A 19,107-nucleotide genomic window follows, 5' to 3' on the forward strand; every position below is an offset into this window, starting at 1 on the left:
CTGGCACAGCAGTTGTAATAGTAGCAAATCAGTTCTTTGTTTTCGCGAAGCAGAGGCGTCAGGTAAAACAATAGCCACCAATCTTTTTAAGGACTGACAGATGCTTATGAAAAACTGGTTTCCGAAAAGCCTTGCTGCTTTGGGGCTCATCTTGGCATTATGCAGCAATACAGCCCTGGCAGACAGTACAAGTGAAGCTGCCAACGTCGACCTGAATCTGGTTACAGAACAACTGCAGAATAACATCAACATAGCATGGACATGCCTGGCCGCTTTCCTGGTGTTCTTTATGCAGGCCGGTTTTGCCATGGTAGAGACAGGTTTCACTCGGGCAAAGAACGCCGTCAATATTATCATGAAAAATTTGATGGACTTCAGCATTGGCTCGCTGGCCTTTTTTGTAGTTGGATTCGGACTCATGTTCGGCGCTAGTAATGGTTTCTGGGGTGCCAGCGATTTCGCGATGTTCAACCTGCCGGCAGATGACAAGGACTGGAGCTACACTTTCCTGCTGTTCCAGACTGTCTTCGCAGGCACAGCGGCAACTATTGTTTCAGGTGCCATGGCCGGACGGACCAAGTTTAAATCGTATTTGATCTACAGCGTATTCATCTGCGGATTCATATATCCGATCTTTGGCTCATGGGCATGGGGCAGCCTGTTCAACGGCGGCGGCTGGCTTGAGAAACTGGGTTTCGTGGATTTCGCTGGATCAACCGTTGTCCACTCACTGGGCGGTTGGCTTGCACTTGCGGGCGCTATAGTCCTTGGACCGCGTATCGGCAAGTACGGACCTAACGGCAAATCCAACGCTATCATGGGACACAATATCACTTTGGCGGCACTGGGCGTATTCATCCTCTGGTTCGGCTGGTTCGGATTCAATCCGGGAAGCACGACCTTTGGAGATGGCGCTATCGGAAGGATAGCATTGACTACGAATCTCTCGGCTGTCGCCGGTGCGATCACCGCCATGGCAACAACCTGGTTTATCACCAAAAAACCCGATGCTTCCATGTCCCTCAATGGTGCTTTGGCCGGTCTGGTCGCAATCACAGCAGGCTGTGCAACCGTCACCCCTAACGGCGCATTGTGGATTGGAGCGATATCTGGTGTACTCGTGGTTCTCAGCGTAATCTTTATCGACAGTGTGCTGAAAATCGATGACCCGGTTGGTGCTGTATCCGTCCATGGCGTTTGCGGCATGTTCGGCACACTGGCATGCGGCCTGTTCAATGCCGAAGGTGTGATCGGCACAGGAGATAGCACAGGTCTTTTCTACGGGGGCGGGATCGGACAGTTTTTCGTGCAGGCAGCAGGCGCATTTGCATGCCTGGCATGGGCGTTCGTGGTCGGCCTTGCAATGTTCATGCTGATCAAAAAGACGGTTGGGATTCGCGTTACGGCTGAGGAAGAGCTCAAAGGACTGGATATCACTGAACACGGCATGGAATCCTACAGCGGCTTCCAGATATTCAGTACAACCTGATATAAGTTATGACAGAAAAAAATAACACATACTTTACGGAGACAGATTAATGAAACTCATCATTGCCTACATTCAGCCACACAAGCTCGAAGAAGTAAAACAGGAGCTAGCGAAAGCGGAAGTAGCTAAAATGTCAGTAACCAATTCCCTGGGCTGCGGAGCACAGCAGGGTTACCATGAAAGCTACCGCGGCGTTGAATTCGATGTAAATCTGCTTAAAAAGGTACGTCTTGAGATAGCTGTTTCACAACCCTATGTAGAGAAAACCATCGACGCCATCATAAAAGGTGCTAAAACCGGCGAGATCGGGGATGGCAAGATATTTATACTGCCCCTGGAAGACTGCATAAGGGTCAGAACCGGTGAACGCGGCAGAGAGGCGATAGGCTAGAAGCAGGTTGCTACATTTTTGTATTGCCTATTTTATCGTACTACGTTTTTGTAGCAGTACGAAAATACAAAAAGTTTTGCTTATAATAGATAATGCATTGCCAACAAAGAACTTATCAGTACAATGTAAGATATATTTTTGCTGGCACAATATTTGCACATTTAACCCACATAGCAGCTAAGGGTGTATCAAAATACAGAACAATTTTCACAATGAAATCATGACCAGGAGAAACTGAACAATGAGTGATTGTTTTCTACCAACAACAGAAGTATTCGGATCGAACGTTTTCAACGATTCATGCATGCGGGAACGGCTCCCAAAGAATATCTACAAGGCCTTTCGAAGAACCATCGAGAACCGTGAGCCGTTGGCACATGAAGTCGCAGATGTAATTGCCAATGCAATGAAGGACTGGGCGATCGAGAAAGGCGCAACTCACTTCTGTCACTGGTTCCAGCCGATGACAGGGCTTACCGCTGAAAAGCATGATTCGTTCATCTCGCCGACGTCCGAGGGCAAGGTACTTATGGAGTTCAGCGGAAAAGAGCTTACCAAGGGCGAACCCGATGCGAGCTCATTCCCCTCAGGCGGCCTTAGAGCAACATTTGAAGCACGTGGTTACACCGCATGGGACTGCACTTCGCCTGTATTCGTCAAAGAGGACGGCAAGAACATCACCCTGCACATTCCTTCGGCATTCTGTTCCTACAACGGCGATGCTCTCGACAAGAAGACTCCTCTGCTTCGTTCGATGGACTCCCTCGATAAGCAGGGAATGAGGGTGTTGCGAGCGTTGGGAAACACCACCTCAAACCATGTTGAAGCTACCCTGGGTCCTGAGCAGGAATACTTCCTGATCGATAAGGAATACTTCGAAAAGCGTCTTGACCTCGTTCTGGCCAAGAGAACGCTCTTCGGTGCCCCCTCGCCTCGCGGACAGGAAATGGACGACCACTACTTCGGCACACTGCACGAAAGAGTTGCTTCTTTCATGCACGAAGTCAACACTGAACTGTGGAAACTGGGCGTCTCAGCTAAGACACAGCACAATGAAGTATCACCGGCTCAGTACGAGATCGCTCCCGTGTTCACCACAGTCAACGTGGCGACCGACCACAACCAACTGACGATGGAAGTGCTTGAACAGGTTGCACTGCGACACGACTTTGTCTGTCTGCTGAATGAGAAGCCATTTGCCGGTGTGAACGGTTCAGGTAAGCACGTAAACTGGAGTGCATGCACAGATGACGGTATCAACCTCCTCGAGCCAGGCACAACACCGCATGACAACATGGTTTTCCTGCTGTTCCTCAGTGCGGTAATCCGCGGTGTTGACAAGTATGCAAAACTTATGCGTGCCAGTGTGGCAAACACAGGCAACGAACACCGCCTGGGTGCAAACGAGGCACCACCTGCCATCGTTTCAATATTCCTCGGCGATCAACTAATGGACATTTTCGAGCAGCTCGCTAATGGCGGCGCAAAGTCCTCCAAACAGGGTGGAAACCTCAAGCTTGGTGCATCCACACTGCCGAATCTGCCCAAGGATTGTACCGATCGTAACAGAACTTCGCCGTTCGCATTTACAGGCAACAAGTTCGAGTTCAGGATGCCCGGTTCTACGCAATCGTCAGCGGGACCTGCTTATGTCATCAACACCATCGTAGCAGATGTTCTTGCAGAGTTTGCAGAGGAACTGGAAGCTTCCGATGATATGGAGAAGACGCTGGAAGAAATCCTGGCAAGAGTCGCTAAGGATCACAAGCATGTAATCTTCAACGGCGACAACTATACTGACGACTGGGTAAAAGAAGCAGAGAAACGTGGTCTTCCGAATATGCCTTCCACAGTTGAAGCTTTTAAGTCTATCCCGGACAAGGAGCACGTCGAGCTGTTCGAGCGTCAAAAGGTTCTCACAGAAAGAGAGCTGCATGCAAGAACCGAGATACTTCTGGAAGCATACGGCCATGAAAAGGCCATTGAAGCAAAGTCTATGGTCAACATGGCAAAAAGGCAGATCATGCCCGCAGCCGTTGAATATGCCGAGAGGCTGGCAAGCAGCATTAACGCGGTAACCAGCGCAGGCGTCACGAGCACCTCTCAAAAGAAAATGCTCGAGAAGTTCTGCTCTCTGATCGATGCTCTGGATGACAGCACTGCAAAGCTGGAAGTCGCTGTTGCTGAAGCTGCACAGATCGAAGATATTCCGGAAAAGGCTGAGTATTACCGCGACAAGGTTGTCGCAGCTATGACGGCCGTCAGAAGTGTTGCAGACGAGATTGAGACTGTCGTTGACGCTAAAATCTGGCCCTTGCCGACCTATGCGGAGATGCTTTTCTTAAAATAAGTTAAATCAACCTCCCAGATACAGTGCAGTACCTATACCCTGCCAGGTTTGATGCCCGGCAGGGTGTTTTGCGCGAAGAGGTTTTTGGGATCGTCAAAAAGATTTGCAAAGCTTTTCGGTTTAAATGAACCGCTGGGAGTCCAGATAACTATCTATAGCGAAAGACTGAGGACTTTGTCTGAGCCACAATCCTGAAAGGAGTATATTTTGCAGCAGCCACACGACCAGGGCCTTTACAGAGCTGAAAATGAACATGATGCCTGTGGAATAGGTGCAGTTGCCAACATCTCCGGCAAAAAAAGCCATTCCATCATTGAATACGGCAAGGAAATCCTTGAAAACCTTCACCACCGAGGCGCTGCAGGCGCAGATGAAGTAACCGGCGATGGCGCGGGGATACTCTCGCAGATTCCACATAAACTATTCTCAGCAGAAGCGAAAAAGGGCGGTTTTGAACTCCCCAACCCAGGCGAGTATGGAGTCGGCATGGTTTTTGAGCCCAAAGACAAGGCCTCGGCTAACGAATGTGAAAAGATACTGGAAGCATCCGTCATACGCTATGGTTTGAAGGTTTTGGGATGGCGCGATGTTCCATTTGATAACAGTTGCCTGGCCGAACTTGCACTTGTGGCCGAGCCGAAGATCCGCCAGGTATTTGTAGACGGAGCGGGAACTGAACCCGAAGAGCTCGAAAGAAAGTTCTACATGGCGCGAAAACGAACGCACAGACTCGTTCGTGAACAGTTGGGCGACGACGGCCAGGATTTCTATATCTGCAGCATGTCGGCCAGAACCATCTGCTATAAAGGCATGTTCATGGCCTGGCAGCTATTCACCTATTACCCCGATCTTGCCGACAAACGTTTTGAGTCCGCACTTGCGATCGTGCACCAGCGATACAGCACCAATACATTCCCCAACTGGAAGCTCGCACAGCCCTTCCGTATGATCGCTCACAATGGTGAGATAAACACGCTCAGCGGAAACCGCAATTGTGCGAAAGCTCGCGAGAGCAGGATGCGTTCCGATTTGTTCGGCGACGATCTCGACGATCTCAGGCCCATCCTGTCCGAGAGCGGAAGTGACTCGGCCTGCTTTGACAATATGCTCGAGCTGCTTGTTCGCGGCGGACGCAGCATGCCGCACTCGATGATGATGATGGTCCCCGAAGCGTTTGGCAGTGAATACCACATCAGCCGTGATAAACGCGCATTCTATGAATACCACGCGGCATTGATGGAGCCGTGGGACGGACCTGCAGCTATGCTGTTTACAGACGGCAAATTCCTCGGCGGTACGCTCGACCGCAACGGTCTTCGGCCGAGCAGATATCTGGTCACAACAGACGGTCTTGCCGTAGTCGCCAGTGAAACCGGCGTCGTAAACTTCCCTACCGAACGCATTCAGCAGAAAGGACGGCTCAGGCCTGGCAAGATGTTCCTGATCGATACCGAGCAGGGACGCATAGTCACCGACAACGAGATCAAGAGCAAGATAGCACGACAGAAGCCCTACAGACGCTGGCTCGACGAGAATAGGATCGAACTTAGAGGCCTGTTCGATACACCCTCACTGGTAGATTGTGACGAACAAACCCTCAGGGAAAGACTCCGTATCTTCGGTTATACTCGGGAGGAATTGAGCAAGATAATCACTCCAATGGCCGCCAACGGCCAGGAACCGATAGGCTCAATGGGTAATGACGCCCCCCTCGCGGTGCTTTCTGATAAGCCGAACCTTCTGTTCAACTACTTCAAGCAGCGGTTCGCTCAGGTGACTAACCCGCCCATCGATCCGCTCCGCGAAGGTCTGGTGATGAGCCTGATGATGTTCACTGGAAAAAGGCGAAACATCCTCGAAGAAACGCCCGAGCACTGCCATCAGCTTAAGCTACCCCACCCGATATTGACAAACGACGATCTGAACAGACTTCGCAACGCTCACCTGAAAGATTTTAAAACAGCGACCGTTGATGCGATCTTTGATGCAAATGCCGAGAATCCGGAACAAAGTCTGCGGCAGGGATTGGAATATCTTGTCGACTCGGCAGCAAAGGCGGTTGAGGAAGGCGCATGCATTGTAATTATCAGCGATGTAAACGCCAGCGAGCAAATGGCACCAATTCCCTCACTGCTGGCCACAAGCGCCGTCCATCACGGCCTGCTCAAACGCGGTCTGAGAGGTGATGCCGGCGTCTTCGTTGAAACGGGTGAAGCCCGCGAGGTCATGCACTTCTGCCTGCTGACCGGATACGGCGCTAACGCGGTCAATCCCTACGCTGTCTTCCAGACCATCCACAACCTCTATAAGCAAGGCGAATTCGGCGAAGACATCGATCCGGTGAACCTTGCGAACAACTACATCACGGCTGTGAAAAAGGGCATCCTCAAGACGATGAGCAAGATGGGTATCTCAACCCTTCGCAGCTATCATATGGCTCAATTGTTCGAAGCCATTGGCCTGAACAAAGGCTTTTTGGATGAATATTTTGTCGGAACCAGTTCGACCATTGAAGGCGTAGGTCTCGCTCAAATAGCAGAAGAAACTGTCAAAAGACACAAGAAGGCATTTACCAAACCGGAACCCGGCCAACTTGATATCGAGTTCGGCGGCGACTATACATACAGACGTGACGGTGAACACCATCTCTGGAACCCGACCAGCGTCGCACGTTTACAGCATGCTGTGAGATTCGATGACAAAAAAGCCTATGAGGAATTCGCCGAAGAGGTCAATGACCAGTCGCGTAAGCTGTCAACCCTTCGCGGCCTGTTCGAGCTCAAGACCGGTGATCCGATCCCGCTAGAGGAAGTTGAACCGGCAAGCGAGATCGTCAAGCGATTCTGTACTGGTGCAATGAGTCACGGTTCGATCAGCAAAGAGGCTCACGAGTGCATGGCGATCGCTATGAACCGCATCGGCGGAATGAGTAATACCGGTGAGGGCGGCGAGGACCCGGCAAGATATGAGCTGGACGCAAACGGCGATGACCGCAACTGCGCGATCAAGCAAATTGCAAGCGGCCGATTCGGAGTGACTATAAACTATCTGGCCCATGCAAAGGAGATCCAGATCAAGATGGCGCAGGGAGCCAAGCCCGGCGAAGGCGGACAGCTCCCCGGCAAGAAAGTCACCGAAGAGATCGCAAAGATGCGTTTTTCTACGCCAGGCGTTACACTGATTTCGCCGCCGCCCCACCATGACATTTATTCGATCGAAGACCTGGCACAGCTCATCTATGACCTCAAGTGCAGCAACCCGGGCGTGAAAGTTTCCGTCAAGCTCGTCTCCGAGGTCGGCGTCGGAACAGTCGCAGCAGGCGTCGCCAAGGGTAATGCTGACGAAGTTCTTATCAGCGGCCATGACGGTGGAACTGGCGCGAGCCCGCTTTCGTCGATCAAACATGCAGGCTGTCCCTGGGAGATCGGACTTGCCGAGGCGCAGCAGGTGCTGGTGATCAACGGCCTGCGGGACCGTATCAGGGTACAGGTTGACGGTCAGATGAAGACTGGACGAGATGTTGTTATCGGTGCACTTTTGGGCGCCGAGCAATTCGGTTTCGGTACTAGCGTACTGGTCACCATGGGATGTACCCTGCTGCGTAAATGTCATGAAGGAACATGCACCTTCGGTATTGCGACACAAAACCCGGACCTTCGTAAGCGGTTTGCCGGCACTGCCGATTGCATCGTCAGATATATGCACTTCGTCGCCGAAGAGGTTCGCTCATTGATGGCTCAGATGGGCTTCCGCGAATTCGACGATATGGTCGGACAAGTCGAAAAGCTGCGTGTGAAAGACGCCGTTGATCATTACAAGGCGAAGGGACTGGATTTCAGCAAGGTCTTCTATCAGCCTGACGTTTCCGACGGCCGGGCGATTAGAAGGACCACCGATCAGATCGTCAAGATCGACGACCACATCGACTGGAAGATCATCGAGCAGGCTGAAGATGCTATCGAAAATAAAAAGAAAACAACCATAGAGTTGCCGATACGTAACATTGACCGAACAGTCGGAGCGATACTCAGCAATCGAATTGTCAAAAAGCACGGTCCTGCCGGTCTGCCTGACGACACACTGCAGATCGTATGTTCCGGCTCTGCAGGCCAAAGCTTCGGCGCATATCTGATCAACGGAGTCACGCTCAAGCTGCTTGGCGACTGCAACGACTATCTGGGCAAGAGCCTATCAGGCGGCCGGATAATCGTTGAAACGCCAGAATCGCCCTACCTGGCTCATGAAAACATCGCGGCAGGTAATACAATTCTGTACGGTGCAACCACCGGCGAAGTATTCATCAACGGCATGGCCGGCGAACGTTTCGCGGTACGAAACAGCGGCGCCACATCGGTTGTCGAAGGTGTCGGCGACCACGGCTGTGAGTATATGACCGGCGGAACGGTCGTAGTACTCGGCCAGACCGGGCGCAACTTCGCAGCCGGTATGAGCGGTGGAATTGCATACGTCTTCGATGACATGCAGCTTTTCGATACGCTTTGCAACCTTGACATGGTTGAACTCGAAACGGTCTGGCGGGAAGAGGACAAGAAGGTCCTGCGTGAACTGATCGAAAGACATTCCGTGCTCACCAATTCCACTCGTGCCCAGCGAATACTTCGCGGCTGGGTCGACATGGTGGGCAAATTCGTCAAGGTCATTCCGATCGACTACAGAAAGGCACTCGAGAAAATGAGAGCGAACGAACAAAGAGATACTGAGATGACCCCTGCAACTGAGGAGGTTTTCAATGGCTGACCCAAAAGGATTCCTTAAACATAAACGGCAATCTGTTTCTTACAGACCTGTCGAGGAACGTGTCAAAGATTTTAATGAACTCGAGATCCCGCTTACGCCGGACGACCTTAAGAACCAGGCGTCTCGCTGCGTGGACTGCGGCATTCCGTTCTGTCATGGTGCGGGCTGTCCGCTAGGCAATCGCATACCTGAATTCAATGAGCTCGTGTATAAGGGCAGGTGGCAGCTTGCATGTGAAGTTCTGCACAGCACTAACAATTTTCCGGAATTCACCGGGCGAGTATGCCCCGCCTTGTGCGAAGCTGCATGCACACTGGGCATAAATGACGAGCCGGTAACTGTACGCCATATCGAACTGCAGATCATAGAAAAGGGCTTCGAAAATGGCTGGATTGAACCGGTCTTGCCCGAACGAAAGACGGGCAAAAAAGTTGCGGTCATCGGTTCGGGTCCTGCAGGCTTGACAATCGCTCAACAGCTCGCCCGAAAGGGTCATGATGTGGTCGTCTTCGAAAAGGATGAACAGGCGGGCGGCTTACTTCGATACGGCATACCGAATTTCAAGCTGGATAAGGGCGTCATTGACCGTCGACTAAAACAGCTTGAAGCCGAGGGCGTTCAGTTCCAGACCGGCGTCGAAGTCGGCAAGGACATTTCTTCGCGATACCTGGAAAAACTGTTCGATGCGGTATGCATCACAATGGGTGCGGGCGAGCCGCGCGACCTGGGAGTACCGGGCAGAGGCTACGATAACATCATGTTTGCAATGGACTATCTCGGCGCCCAGAATCAACTGCTCTGCGGAGAGATCGAAAGATCTGACCTGCCCAATGCCAGGAACAAAAAAGTCGTCGTCATCGGCGGCGGCGACACAGGCAGCGACTGTGTCGGCACGGCACGGCGCCAGGGCGCAAAGGAGATCTACCAGCTTGAGATCCTGCCCAAGCCGTCCGCTGACAGACCCGATGAGACTCCCTGGCCCTTCTGGCCAAAGATCATGCGAACTTCATCTTCGCACGAGGAGGGCTGTGAGCGGATGTGGAGCACAATGACCAAATCCTTCGAAGGGTACGGCACACGTGTAACACAGCTCAAGGCCTGCAAGGTTGAATGGATCGAACATAGAGGCGGCTGGAAAGTCAAAGAAGTCCCTGACAGCGAATTCACCATATCTGCGGACCTCGTTCTCCTTGCTATGGGATTCGTACACGTCGACCACACCGGCCTGGTAAAGGATCTAGATCTGGAACTGGACAGCCGAGGCAACATCGTCACTAAAGAAGGCCAAACCAGCGTCCCGTGGGTCTTCTCAGCAGGTGACTCAGTAAGCGGCGCTTCACTCGTTGTCAACGCCATCAAAGACGGTCGCGAAGTCGCAGCAAGCATAGATGAATGGCTTAACAGCAACGAGTCATAAACATATACAAAGGACGTCTTCTAAAACTGGAAGACGTCCTTTTTTCTACCATTCTTCTTCAATCTCACCGTCTGGTTGGTATATTTCTACGCCAGGTTCAAACGTTTCCAGAGTTTCCTCAAGGGTGTCCGTATAGTTAAGCGGATCGAGACGTCGGCCCTTGTACTGTCCCTCGACACAGTGCCCCATAATGTTCCATCTGCTGCCTGTCTGATGATCGACAAAGTCTCCGTCCTCATACTTAAATTCCAGCACCCGCCCATCAAAGCTGCGGTCGAACACGCCGGTAGCATCCATCAGCCCGTAGTCCGTCGACCCGTTATTGAAAATAACGACTGGCTGACCTGCAACGATATCATTCAAGACATACTCGTTACGGGTAAGAAGATAAGAATATGCTTTACTGGTCCGCTCTGTGGACACGTTCAAAATACGTCCAGCGTAACCATACTGTCCATAGAATAAGCCCGGCCCAACATAAGAGCCGTAGTAATAATCATATCCCGACCAGTATGGGTTCAGGCCGTAATCGCGTGTGACGCCTGTAACCTGCGACAAGACCTCACCATCCGGATACGCACTGCGAAATCGCTCAAATGTTATGATCTGCGAAGGAACCCGGACCAGGTACTCCCCCGCAAGATCACCCACAAGACCCTGGCCGGTGTACTGCTGCCAAAGTGTTTCCGTGCTGTCGTCATACATTACAAAATTACCGTAGCGAACAAATCCGGAAACATAAAAATCGTAAACTGAATCGTTAAGATCACGCCCATAAACCACCGCTGTACTGCACAATGGACAGTAGGTAACTGCGATGTTGACACCATTTATCTCATCATTCACGATCTGGTGCCAGACCAGGATTTGCAGCGGATACGCCTTTGCTGTATCTCCAATTGATGTGACAAGAACGGGCTCGGTATCCTCCACCCAGAAAGATGCGCTGCCCGCAGTCTCAAACCACGGATCACGCAGGGCCGTTTCGCTCTCCTTACCTATGCCAACCTGAACCAGCTCCCCCAGCGCGATCACTGACTTGTCCACATTGGTTCGCCAGCCGGCAAGATTGACCTCGCCATACGCCCAACTGTATTTGCTCTGATAACTTCGCGCAGTAATTAATACGCATAAAAACGCACTGACAACAACCAAAACAAGAATATACTTTTTGACATGCGCAGCCATGATGCACTCCCATAAAATGAGCCATTCATTGCTACGCGCATACCCGACAACGGTTCCGACAAAACAGTCGTCATGCCGCAGATACTAACGCACCATCACCTGACCTGAGTCCACTACCAGAGTTTGCCCTGTAATAACCCGTGCCTTTTCAGAGCACAGAAAGACTACCGAATCCGCTATGTCCTGCCCGATGATCTCACGCTTGAGGGCAGTTCTGCTTATATAGAAGGGAATAACCTCCTCAGGCTTGATCTTGTATTTGGCGGCACAGATCTTAATGTACTCCGGGTTCCAGATCTTAGAGCCCTTAAAGACATTGCCCGGACATATGCTGTTCACGCGAATTCCGTACTCACCCAGCTCAAGAGCCCAGCCGCGAGCCATGTGGATCTCACCCGCCTTTGTCGCATTGTAAGGCGTATTGTTCTTGCTCGCCTGCAGACCGGACTTGGAACTGATATTTATAATATTGCCGCCCCTTTCCCGATCGATCATTATACGCGCAGCCGCCTGCGCCATCAGCAGATAGCCCGTAAGATTCACCTCCAGCGCCAGTCGCCATTTCTTCACGTCGATATCGACCAGCGGCCCAGCCGGAGCAATACCGGCAGCGTTAACGAGCGCATCCAGACGATCCCATTTCGCCATTATTTTTTCGTATGCGTCCGCCACACTATCTTCTTCAGCGACATTGCAAATAACCGGCATCACATCCGCAGAGGGCATCTCCACGTTTATCTCTTCACTCGCTTCATTCGCAGCCTTCTCATCGAGGTCAACCAGAGCGACCTTCGCTCCAGCCCGGGCAAGTCCGACTGCCAGCCCCTTACCTATGCCGCTACCGGCACCGGTAACGATCGCAACCTTGTCCTTGAGGTCATCAGAATAAACCGTTCTAGGTGTTTCTTCGCTGATCTGTGATCTATCAATCACGGCTGAGTCCTTTCGTTGTTAGCTTCCCATTTCTTCGATAAGTGCCTTCTCTGCCTGCCTGGTCCACACCCCGTTCTCAAGAGCCTCCGCCACCCTGGGCAGTTTGGTCGCCAAATCCTTCAACTTGATCATCTCAAGGCCCTTGCACTGCGGATACACCAGTATCTTTCCTGCAATGCTTCGATTTTCGACCGCACGGATACCCTCGATTGCAGCCTCTAGACCCGCGATCGCGGCAACCGAAACATCCGTATCCAGACTGCCGCTCTCCACCTTCGAAAGCACGGTCTTCATATCGTCAATAGTCGAGCCGCTGGTACCAATAAAGTACAGGCCCTTCGCAATATAGACATCCAGATCTATCTGCCCCATAACCGTTGCGGGGATGCCTGCAAAAATATTGATTATTCCATTTTGAGCAGAATTCTTCACCGCCGCTTCTACCAAAGCGGGCACAGGCGCCATTATGGATGTATAGTCAAACTCTGTCCTTGCCAACTCATCGTCAGGGCAGAAATGAGCGTATCCGACACCGTTATCCTCAGCCATGGGCCCAGCTAGCTTCTCAAGTGATTCGAGCCTGGATCTATCGAGATCGCTGGCGTAGACTTCCACCTCGGGCACACCCTGGCAGATATTGCGGATCACGTGCATCACTCCCATTGGCCCGCCAGCACCGACGACATTGATCTTATCGCCCTTCCTGATCTCGCCTATCTCAGGAATCACCGTCATCGACTCGGCAGGATCATCACCCGTAGTGCCGATGATCCGAATACCACCATAATGCGTTCGACCGACCGGCAAAGTGATCTTCCGTCCAAACCTACCGCCGCACTGGACAATATTCAGCAGCCCAGCTGCAGCTACTTTTTCAAAAAGCCCTTCCGCAGTCTCAGGAGAACTGCCGTAATATATGACATCGTCATACGCTTCCACCCCCGCATGATCCATCCCGGCCAACGCTTCGATCTCCACTCCAATGCTGTCAAACTCACACTCCGGCCCAACCCAGTCGATCTTCGCGGGCTTGCCGAAACGGGCAAACAAAGATTTCAGCACACTGCAGTCGATCGCCTCGTCCGCAACGACCAGCATCTTACCGCCTTCTTTAATCCCGGTCCGTTCATGAACCGCATAAGCATCTTCAACGCAAGCCCAGGGCTCAACCAGTGCGATCGCAGACGCGCTTTTTTCAGGCGAAGCAGGTATAAGCATGCTCTGACCCTCCGGCGAAGTGATCACCCGTTCATCCATAAGAACATATTCCTGCAGACCGCCTTCAAAATTATACCCAAGCGCTGCATTCGATTGTGCGGTCTTCAACCAGCGATAGTCAGTCTGCACAAGGTATCGCCCGTCAAGCTCAACCGTTTTCACCTCATCGCCCTTTTTGCAAATCCGCACGACAAGCTCATGTCCCGGAACGGTCGGCTCGGAACCCGGAACATAGCTGGGAATGCTTTTCAATGCATCTTCGTCGATCCCCGCTCGTATTTCAGACTTGCGAGCATGATTGTCAAACTGCTTGAGCAGCTTGAGGTCTGAAAAACAAAGCCCGACAGCTTCGACCTTGCACAAAATCTGAAACGGCCCAACATCAGGCACGTCTTTGTCAATTACAAATTTCAGTTCATCAGGCCCCTCTAAAAGCACGGCCCTCTGCTTGTCTGGTATTTCGCAACTCATCTATAAAACCACTCCTTATTCAGCGAGGTTCATTATATCGCCCGGTTCAAAATCATTCCCACTCAAATCAGTCAGCCTGGGCTGCCGCTCTACGGGCAACTTACGGCCCACCTCAGCGAAAAATGCATTCTTATCAAAAACGCTGTCAAAATTCTCATCCGCCCATTCACTCAGATAGCCGACACCAAGATACCTCTGCAGCACCGAATGAGCATATCCTATATAAGCCCCTTGCATAAAGGTGTCCTCGAAAGGCGCAAGTTCGTCACTTTCAAAATCGTCACAGAACTTCTGCCCCGGGCTGTTCATCTCGGTCCCAACGAAAACCGGCAATCCCTTCTTCTTCGCCAGCCCAATAACTTCGTGCAGTTTTTCCAGCTTCTCATCGACCACACCGGGCGTGAAGTTGCGATCCGGAATTATGTTGATCGCTGCAACACCAGCAGCCATGTAAACATCCAACATTTCCTCGATAAGCTGCTCCCCGTCCGTAAGCCCATTGAGCCATGTCATCGTCGGAATGCCGCCCGCATCAAGTATGAACCGGTTTGTCTCGCGAAGCGTAGGATACGATCCGCCATCCGGCTGAACGTAACCGACACCGCCCTTTTTCATCGTTTTCGCTCTGATAGCCCCCTGCAGTCCTACTCCGTCCGGCAGATCGAGTTCCTTGCGGTCCATCTGCAATTTTTCCGCCCAGAAATCCGCCAACTCCTCGCCGTTCCCAAATACTTCCTCCGCCTTCTTCGCATACGCCAGACAGATATGTCGCTCTGTCGCATTTCCATTCGGAGTCAACGAAAGAACATCCGCTTCATAGTCAAGCGTCACCGGCGACAGATAATCATTCACCCGGCCGATAAGCGATTCGTTTCGCTCCCGCGCGATGGTCCTCAACTTGTCCAGAAAGACCGCACATTCGGTGTCAACATCCCCAGTCGGAAAACCAACACCCATGTGATAGGCTATCCCCGGCTCACCGGGCGAATTGATAACCTTATCCGAGAATTCTGGAACGAATACACGTGTCTCCAGACCCGCAAAACCCTTAAGGCCAAGCATGAAACAGGCCCTGTGAAACTCGTCAACTCCGTCAAGAACGTCAAAATCAACAATGCCCGCTGCAGTAAGACCCTTCTGCCTCGCAAGCCAGGCAAGCTTACTTGGCGAATAATCGTAACAGTTGTATGAAAAAAAAGTATGGCAGTGCAGGTTAACAGTCGGCTTAGGCTCGGGCATCTTGATCCCCGCATCGCCGGTACCCTGGATCAACGCATTTATAGCATTAACCCGTTCACTCTTTTCAAAACTATCAAGCTTCGCTTCAAGATCACGAAACATCTTCATCCCTTTCCTGCAATTGTATGAACTCGGCATATTTTTCGTTCCAGATCGCCGTGTCTCTGGGCAAGTATTCGGCAAGATCAAACGAATTCGTAACTATCCTGCGAGCGGTCTCGACCGAATCGATCTGGCCTGCTCCCATAGCCTGCACAAGGATGTTCCCGCTGGCAGTAGCCTCGGCCGGACCGGTGACCACCTTCTTACCGATCGCATCTGCAGTCAACTGACACAGCAGCTCATTTTTTATGCCCCCGCCGACGACATGAAGCACCTCAACAGCCCTGCCGCTGGCCTTTTCAACCTTCTGAATCTCTCTTCTGTAACGCATCGCAAGGCTGTCCAGTATCAGACGAGCCATCTGGCCCTTGTCCTCCGTAGTCTTCTGTCCCGTCTTCTCCAGATAACGATTGATCTTCGCCGGCATATCACCGGGCGCCAGAAATTCATCGTAGTTCACGTCCAGGAAACCAAAGAAAGGCTCTGCATTACCCGCCATCTCAGCAAGCTCGCCGTAAGACAGCTCTCTGCCCTGCTCTTTCCAGTCTCGGCGGCATTCCTGCAGCAGCCACAAACCCATAATATTCTTCAAAAAACGTATGGTTCCGCCGACGCCGCCCTCGTTGGTGAAACCCATCTCGAAAGCATCGTCAGTCACAATCGCTTCAGGCACTTCCACACCAAGCAGGCTCCAGGTACCGCTGGAAAGATATGCCCAGTTTTCGTCAGATGCGGGCACAGCCGCAACCGCACTCGCAGTATCATGCGAACCTGCAGCGTATACCGGAACCGGCTCGCAATTGAGCTCGCTGCAAATCTCCGGGCTCAACTCACCAACCCGGATGCCCGGCGTGACAACCTCGGGCATCAACTCTATAGGCAGCCCAAGACCGTCAAAAATCTCCTGCGACCACTGACCAGTTTCCATATTCATCAACTGACTTGTACTCGCAAGGGTATACTCAGCATACTTTCTGCCACAGAGTAGATAAGATATCAGATCAGCGGTAAACAAAAGGGTCCTTGCCCTAGCCAGCGCAGGCGAATTATTGAGCTTCATTGAAAGAAGCTGATAAACAGTATTGATCTGCATGAACTGCACACCGCTGTTGGCATATATCGCCCGCTTGTCCATCAGCTCAAAAGCTTTCTCTAGCATGCCGTCGGTACGACTGTCGCGATAACAGTACGGATACTCAACCAGATCGCCTTCCGCATCCAGCAAACCGAAATCAACCCCCCAACTGTCAACAGCCAAACCCTCGACCTTACCCCCAGCCGCCTCGATAGCTTCACCGATGCCCTTCTTTATTTCGCAGAAAAGACGAGCAAAATCCCATCTCAGCGTTCCATCCTGATCGACGGCACCATTTTCAAATCGGCGTATCTCTTTGAGCTCGAGCTTATCATTACTGACATTACCCAGCATTACCCGGCCGCTCTCAGCGCCAAGATCAACAGCTATATAGTTCTTTCCCATAATTGCCCACTCCTTGTAGAATATCATATCGCTATCAGCAGACAGAGAAACACGTCCTAACCTGCTGAAAGTCATATTTTGACTGTTGGGAATACTCTATTGATCCAGCTCGGCCGGATGCTCGAGCATCTTCTTGATAAAGTCCAAAAACTGAGCGGCCTCCGCGCCGTTTGCGACCTTATGATCCACTGAAAGCGTCAGCGACATGATCTTTCGAACCAGGATATTTCCGCCGCTCGGCACGCAAGTATCCTCGATCGAACCGACACCGAGAATACTGCACTGACCGGGCACAACCACAGGAATGAACGAGTGTATCCCGAAACCGCCAAGATTGCTTATCGTAATACATCCGCCCTCAAGATCATCCAGTGTGACCTGGTTGGCCTTTGTACGCTGGATCAGGCTCTTGCTGTATTCAGCAATTTGCGCAACGTCCTTCTGATCCGCGTCCTTAATAACAGGCGAGATCAGGCCGTCCTCAACCGCGATCGCCAGACCGACATGTATCCGCTCAGCCAACTGAATGAAGTCACCCGCAAGCTGCCCCGTCATAACCGGATAATGCCGCAGTGACTTCGCAACAGCGCGAATTATATAGTCGTTGAACGATATCTTCACACTCGCTGACTCGTTAGCCTTGGACCGCAACTTGACCAGCTCGGTCATATCGACCTGCGTCGTCAGATAGAAACACGGAATGTCTCTCTTCGACTGAAGCATCTTCTCGCCCGTGATCTTCTGCAGGCGATTGACCGGTATGCGTTCACCCAGCACGGCCGGCGACTGAGCCCCGCCGCTTTGAACTGCCGCAAGTACGTCCGCTGCAACGATCCGCGGAGCACCTGGCTTCGGCGAGACTGTACTGATATCGACACCCTGCTGCTGGGCAATGGTTTTAGCGCGTGGCGATGCAAAAACCTTGCCGCCCTTCGCCGGGCCGGCAGCTTGCGTTGGAGCTTGTGTCTTTGCCTCCGGTGCGGGCTTGCTTTCAGCTTGCACAGCCTGTTCACCAGGCCCCGCCCTGAGCGAATCCACGAACGCCTGACTTACCTCGGCCCCATCTTCACCCACGATCAGCAGCGGATCGTTCACAGGCACCGTCTCACCGTCCTCAACAAGGACCATCTTTACGATACCTTCAGCCGGCGACTCCATCTCCAAAGTCGCTTTGTCCGTCTCGATCTCAAAAATGACATCGCCCTTCTCAACCTTATCGCCGGAACCGATCAGTATATTGACAACAGTTCCTTCCTCCATCGTCTGGCCGAGCTGAGGCAATCGCACCACCCGGATGCCCTCAGGCGTCTTGACCGGCCCGCTCGTCCTTTCTGCCGGCCCCTGCTGAGTCTGCTCCGTCTCAGCGACAGCCTGATCACCTGTCTGCGCCGCCACATACTCGCCACTTACCACAGCATCCTCGGCACCCACTATCAGCATCGGCGCATTGACCGGTATCGTCTCGCCGTCATCAACGAGAACGCGTTTTACAAACCCCTCAGCCGGCGATTCCATCTCCAGCGTCGCTTTATCCGTCTCGATCTCAAACACCACATCGCCCTTTGCAATCTTATCACCCGGCGAAACGAGAATATTCACGACAGTGCCCTCTTCCATCGTCTGACCAAGCTGGGGCAGTTTGACCGTCTTTAGTGACGGATCCGCATCTCCTGACGGCTGTGCGAGCGTTGCCTCGGGCTCCGCTGTCTTCTGCGGCTCGATCTTCCCGACATTTTCCCCTCCAGCCAGCGAATCAATATACGCCTGATCTATCTCTTCGTGCTTTTCACCGACAATGAGCATGGGCGTGTTGACAGGTATCGTCTCACCATCCTTGACTAGGACCTTCTTGACGTATCCCTCAGCCGGCGACTCGACCTCGAGCGTTGCCTTGTCCGTCTCAACTTCAAAGATAACATCGCCCTTTTCGACTTTGTCACCGTCGCTGACGAGGATATTCACAATGGTGCCTTCTTCCATCGTCTGGCCAAGCTGGGGCAGTTTTATATCTCGTGCCATTATTTACTCCGTTGCTAATGCTGATGAGAATACAGCGTTAATGATCGTATTG

At 52.1% G+C, this 19,107-nt stretch carries 11 protein-coding genes; 5 read left to right on the forward strand and 6 right to left on the reverse strand.

The window, feature by feature from the left end; all coding sequences use genetic code 11:
- Positions 1 to 100: 100 nt before the first annotated feature.
- The 5 genes from STSP2_RS11705 to STSP2_RS11725 all read left to right on the forward strand — a co-directional run bounded on the left by STSP2_RS11705 (position 101) and on the right by STSP2_RS11725 (position 10,405).
- Complete coding sequence (locus STSP2_RS11705) at positions 101 to 1,489, forward strand: ammonium transporter (RefSeq protein ID WP_205847885.1); 1,389 nt, start codon at positions 101 to 103, stop codon at positions 1,487 to 1,489.
- Positions 1,490 to 1,538: 49 nt separating this feature from the next.
- Positions 1,539 to 1,880: a P-II family nitrogen regulator gene (locus tag STSP2_RS11710; protein WP_146662871.1), complete on the forward strand. Its 342-nt coding sequence runs from the start codon at positions 1,539 to 1,541 to the stop codon at positions 1,878 to 1,880.
- Positions 1,881 to 2,121: 241 nt separating this feature from the next.
- On the forward strand, positions 2,122 to 4,230 hold the full coding sequence (locus tag STSP2_RS11715; RefSeq protein WP_146662873.1) for a glutamine synthetase III family protein: 2,109 nt from the start codon (positions 2,122 to 2,124) through the stop codon (positions 4,228 to 4,230).
- 207 nt (positions 4,231 to 4,437) lie between these two features.
- The gene (gene gltB / locus STSP2_RS11720; RefSeq protein ID WP_146662875.1) at positions 4,438 to 8,988 is read left to right on the forward strand and encodes a glutamate synthase large subunit; all 4,551 of its coding nucleotides are present in this window, start codon (positions 4,438 to 4,440) and stop codon (positions 8,986 to 8,988) included.
- On the forward strand, positions 8,981 to 10,405 hold the full coding sequence (locus STSP2_RS11725; RefSeq protein ID WP_146662877.1) for a glutamate synthase subunit beta: 1,425 nt from the start codon (positions 8,981 to 8,983) through the stop codon (positions 10,403 to 10,405). The genes gltB and STSP2_RS11725 overlap by 8 nt, the downstream gene beginning before the upstream one ends.
- A gap of 45 nt (positions 10,406 to 10,450) precedes the next feature.
- On the opposite strand, the gene STSP2_RS11730 is transcribed toward STSP2_RS11725, so the two are convergent.
- From STSP2_RS11730 to STSP2_RS11755, 6 genes are all read right to left on the reverse strand, one after another.
- Positions 10,451 to 11,593: a DUF3179 domain-containing protein gene (locus tag STSP2_RS11730; RefSeq protein WP_146662879.1), complete on the reverse strand. Its 1,143-nt coding sequence runs from the start codon at positions 11,591 to 11,593 to the stop codon at positions 10,451 to 10,453.
- An 84-nt stretch (positions 11,594 to 11,677) separates the two neighbouring features.
- Entirely contained in the window at positions 11,678 to 12,526 is an 849-nt protein-coding gene (locus STSP2_RS11735) for an SDR family oxidoreductase (protein WP_146662881.1), read from the reverse strand.
- 18 nt (positions 12,527 to 12,544) lie between these two features.
- The gene (locus tag STSP2_RS11740) at positions 12,545 to 14,215 is read right to left on the reverse strand and encodes an alcohol dehydrogenase catalytic domain-containing protein (protein WP_146662883.1); all 1,671 of its coding nucleotides are present in this window, start codon (positions 14,213 to 14,215) and stop codon (positions 12,545 to 12,547) included.
- Positions 14,216 to 14,230: 15 nt separating this feature from the next.
- A complete protein-coding gene (locus STSP2_RS11745) occupies positions 14,231 to 15,562 on the reverse strand; it encodes a PHP domain-containing protein (protein ID WP_146662885.1) in 1,332 nt (443 codons plus the stop codon).
- Complete coding sequence (locus STSP2_RS11750; protein ID WP_146662887.1) at positions 15,546 to 17,036, reverse strand: rhamnulokinase; 1,491 nt, start codon at positions 17,034 to 17,036, stop codon at positions 15,546 to 15,548. The genes STSP2_RS11745 and STSP2_RS11750 overlap by 17 nt, the downstream gene beginning before the upstream one ends.
- Before the next feature lie 96 nt (positions 17,037 to 17,132).
- Positions 17,133 to 19,055: a 2-oxo acid dehydrogenase subunit E2 gene (locus tag STSP2_RS11755; protein WP_146662888.1), complete on the reverse strand. Its 1,923-nt coding sequence runs from the start codon at positions 19,053 to 19,055 to the stop codon at positions 17,133 to 17,135.
- Between the last annotated feature and the right edge of the window lie 52 nt (positions 19,056 to 19,107).

Origin of the sequence: Anaerohalosphaera lusitana (assembly GCF_002007645.1) — a bacterium.
GTDB classification, from domain to species: Bacteria; Planctomycetota; Phycisphaerae; order Sedimentisphaerales; family Anaerohalosphaeraceae; genus Anaerohalosphaera; species Anaerohalosphaera lusitana.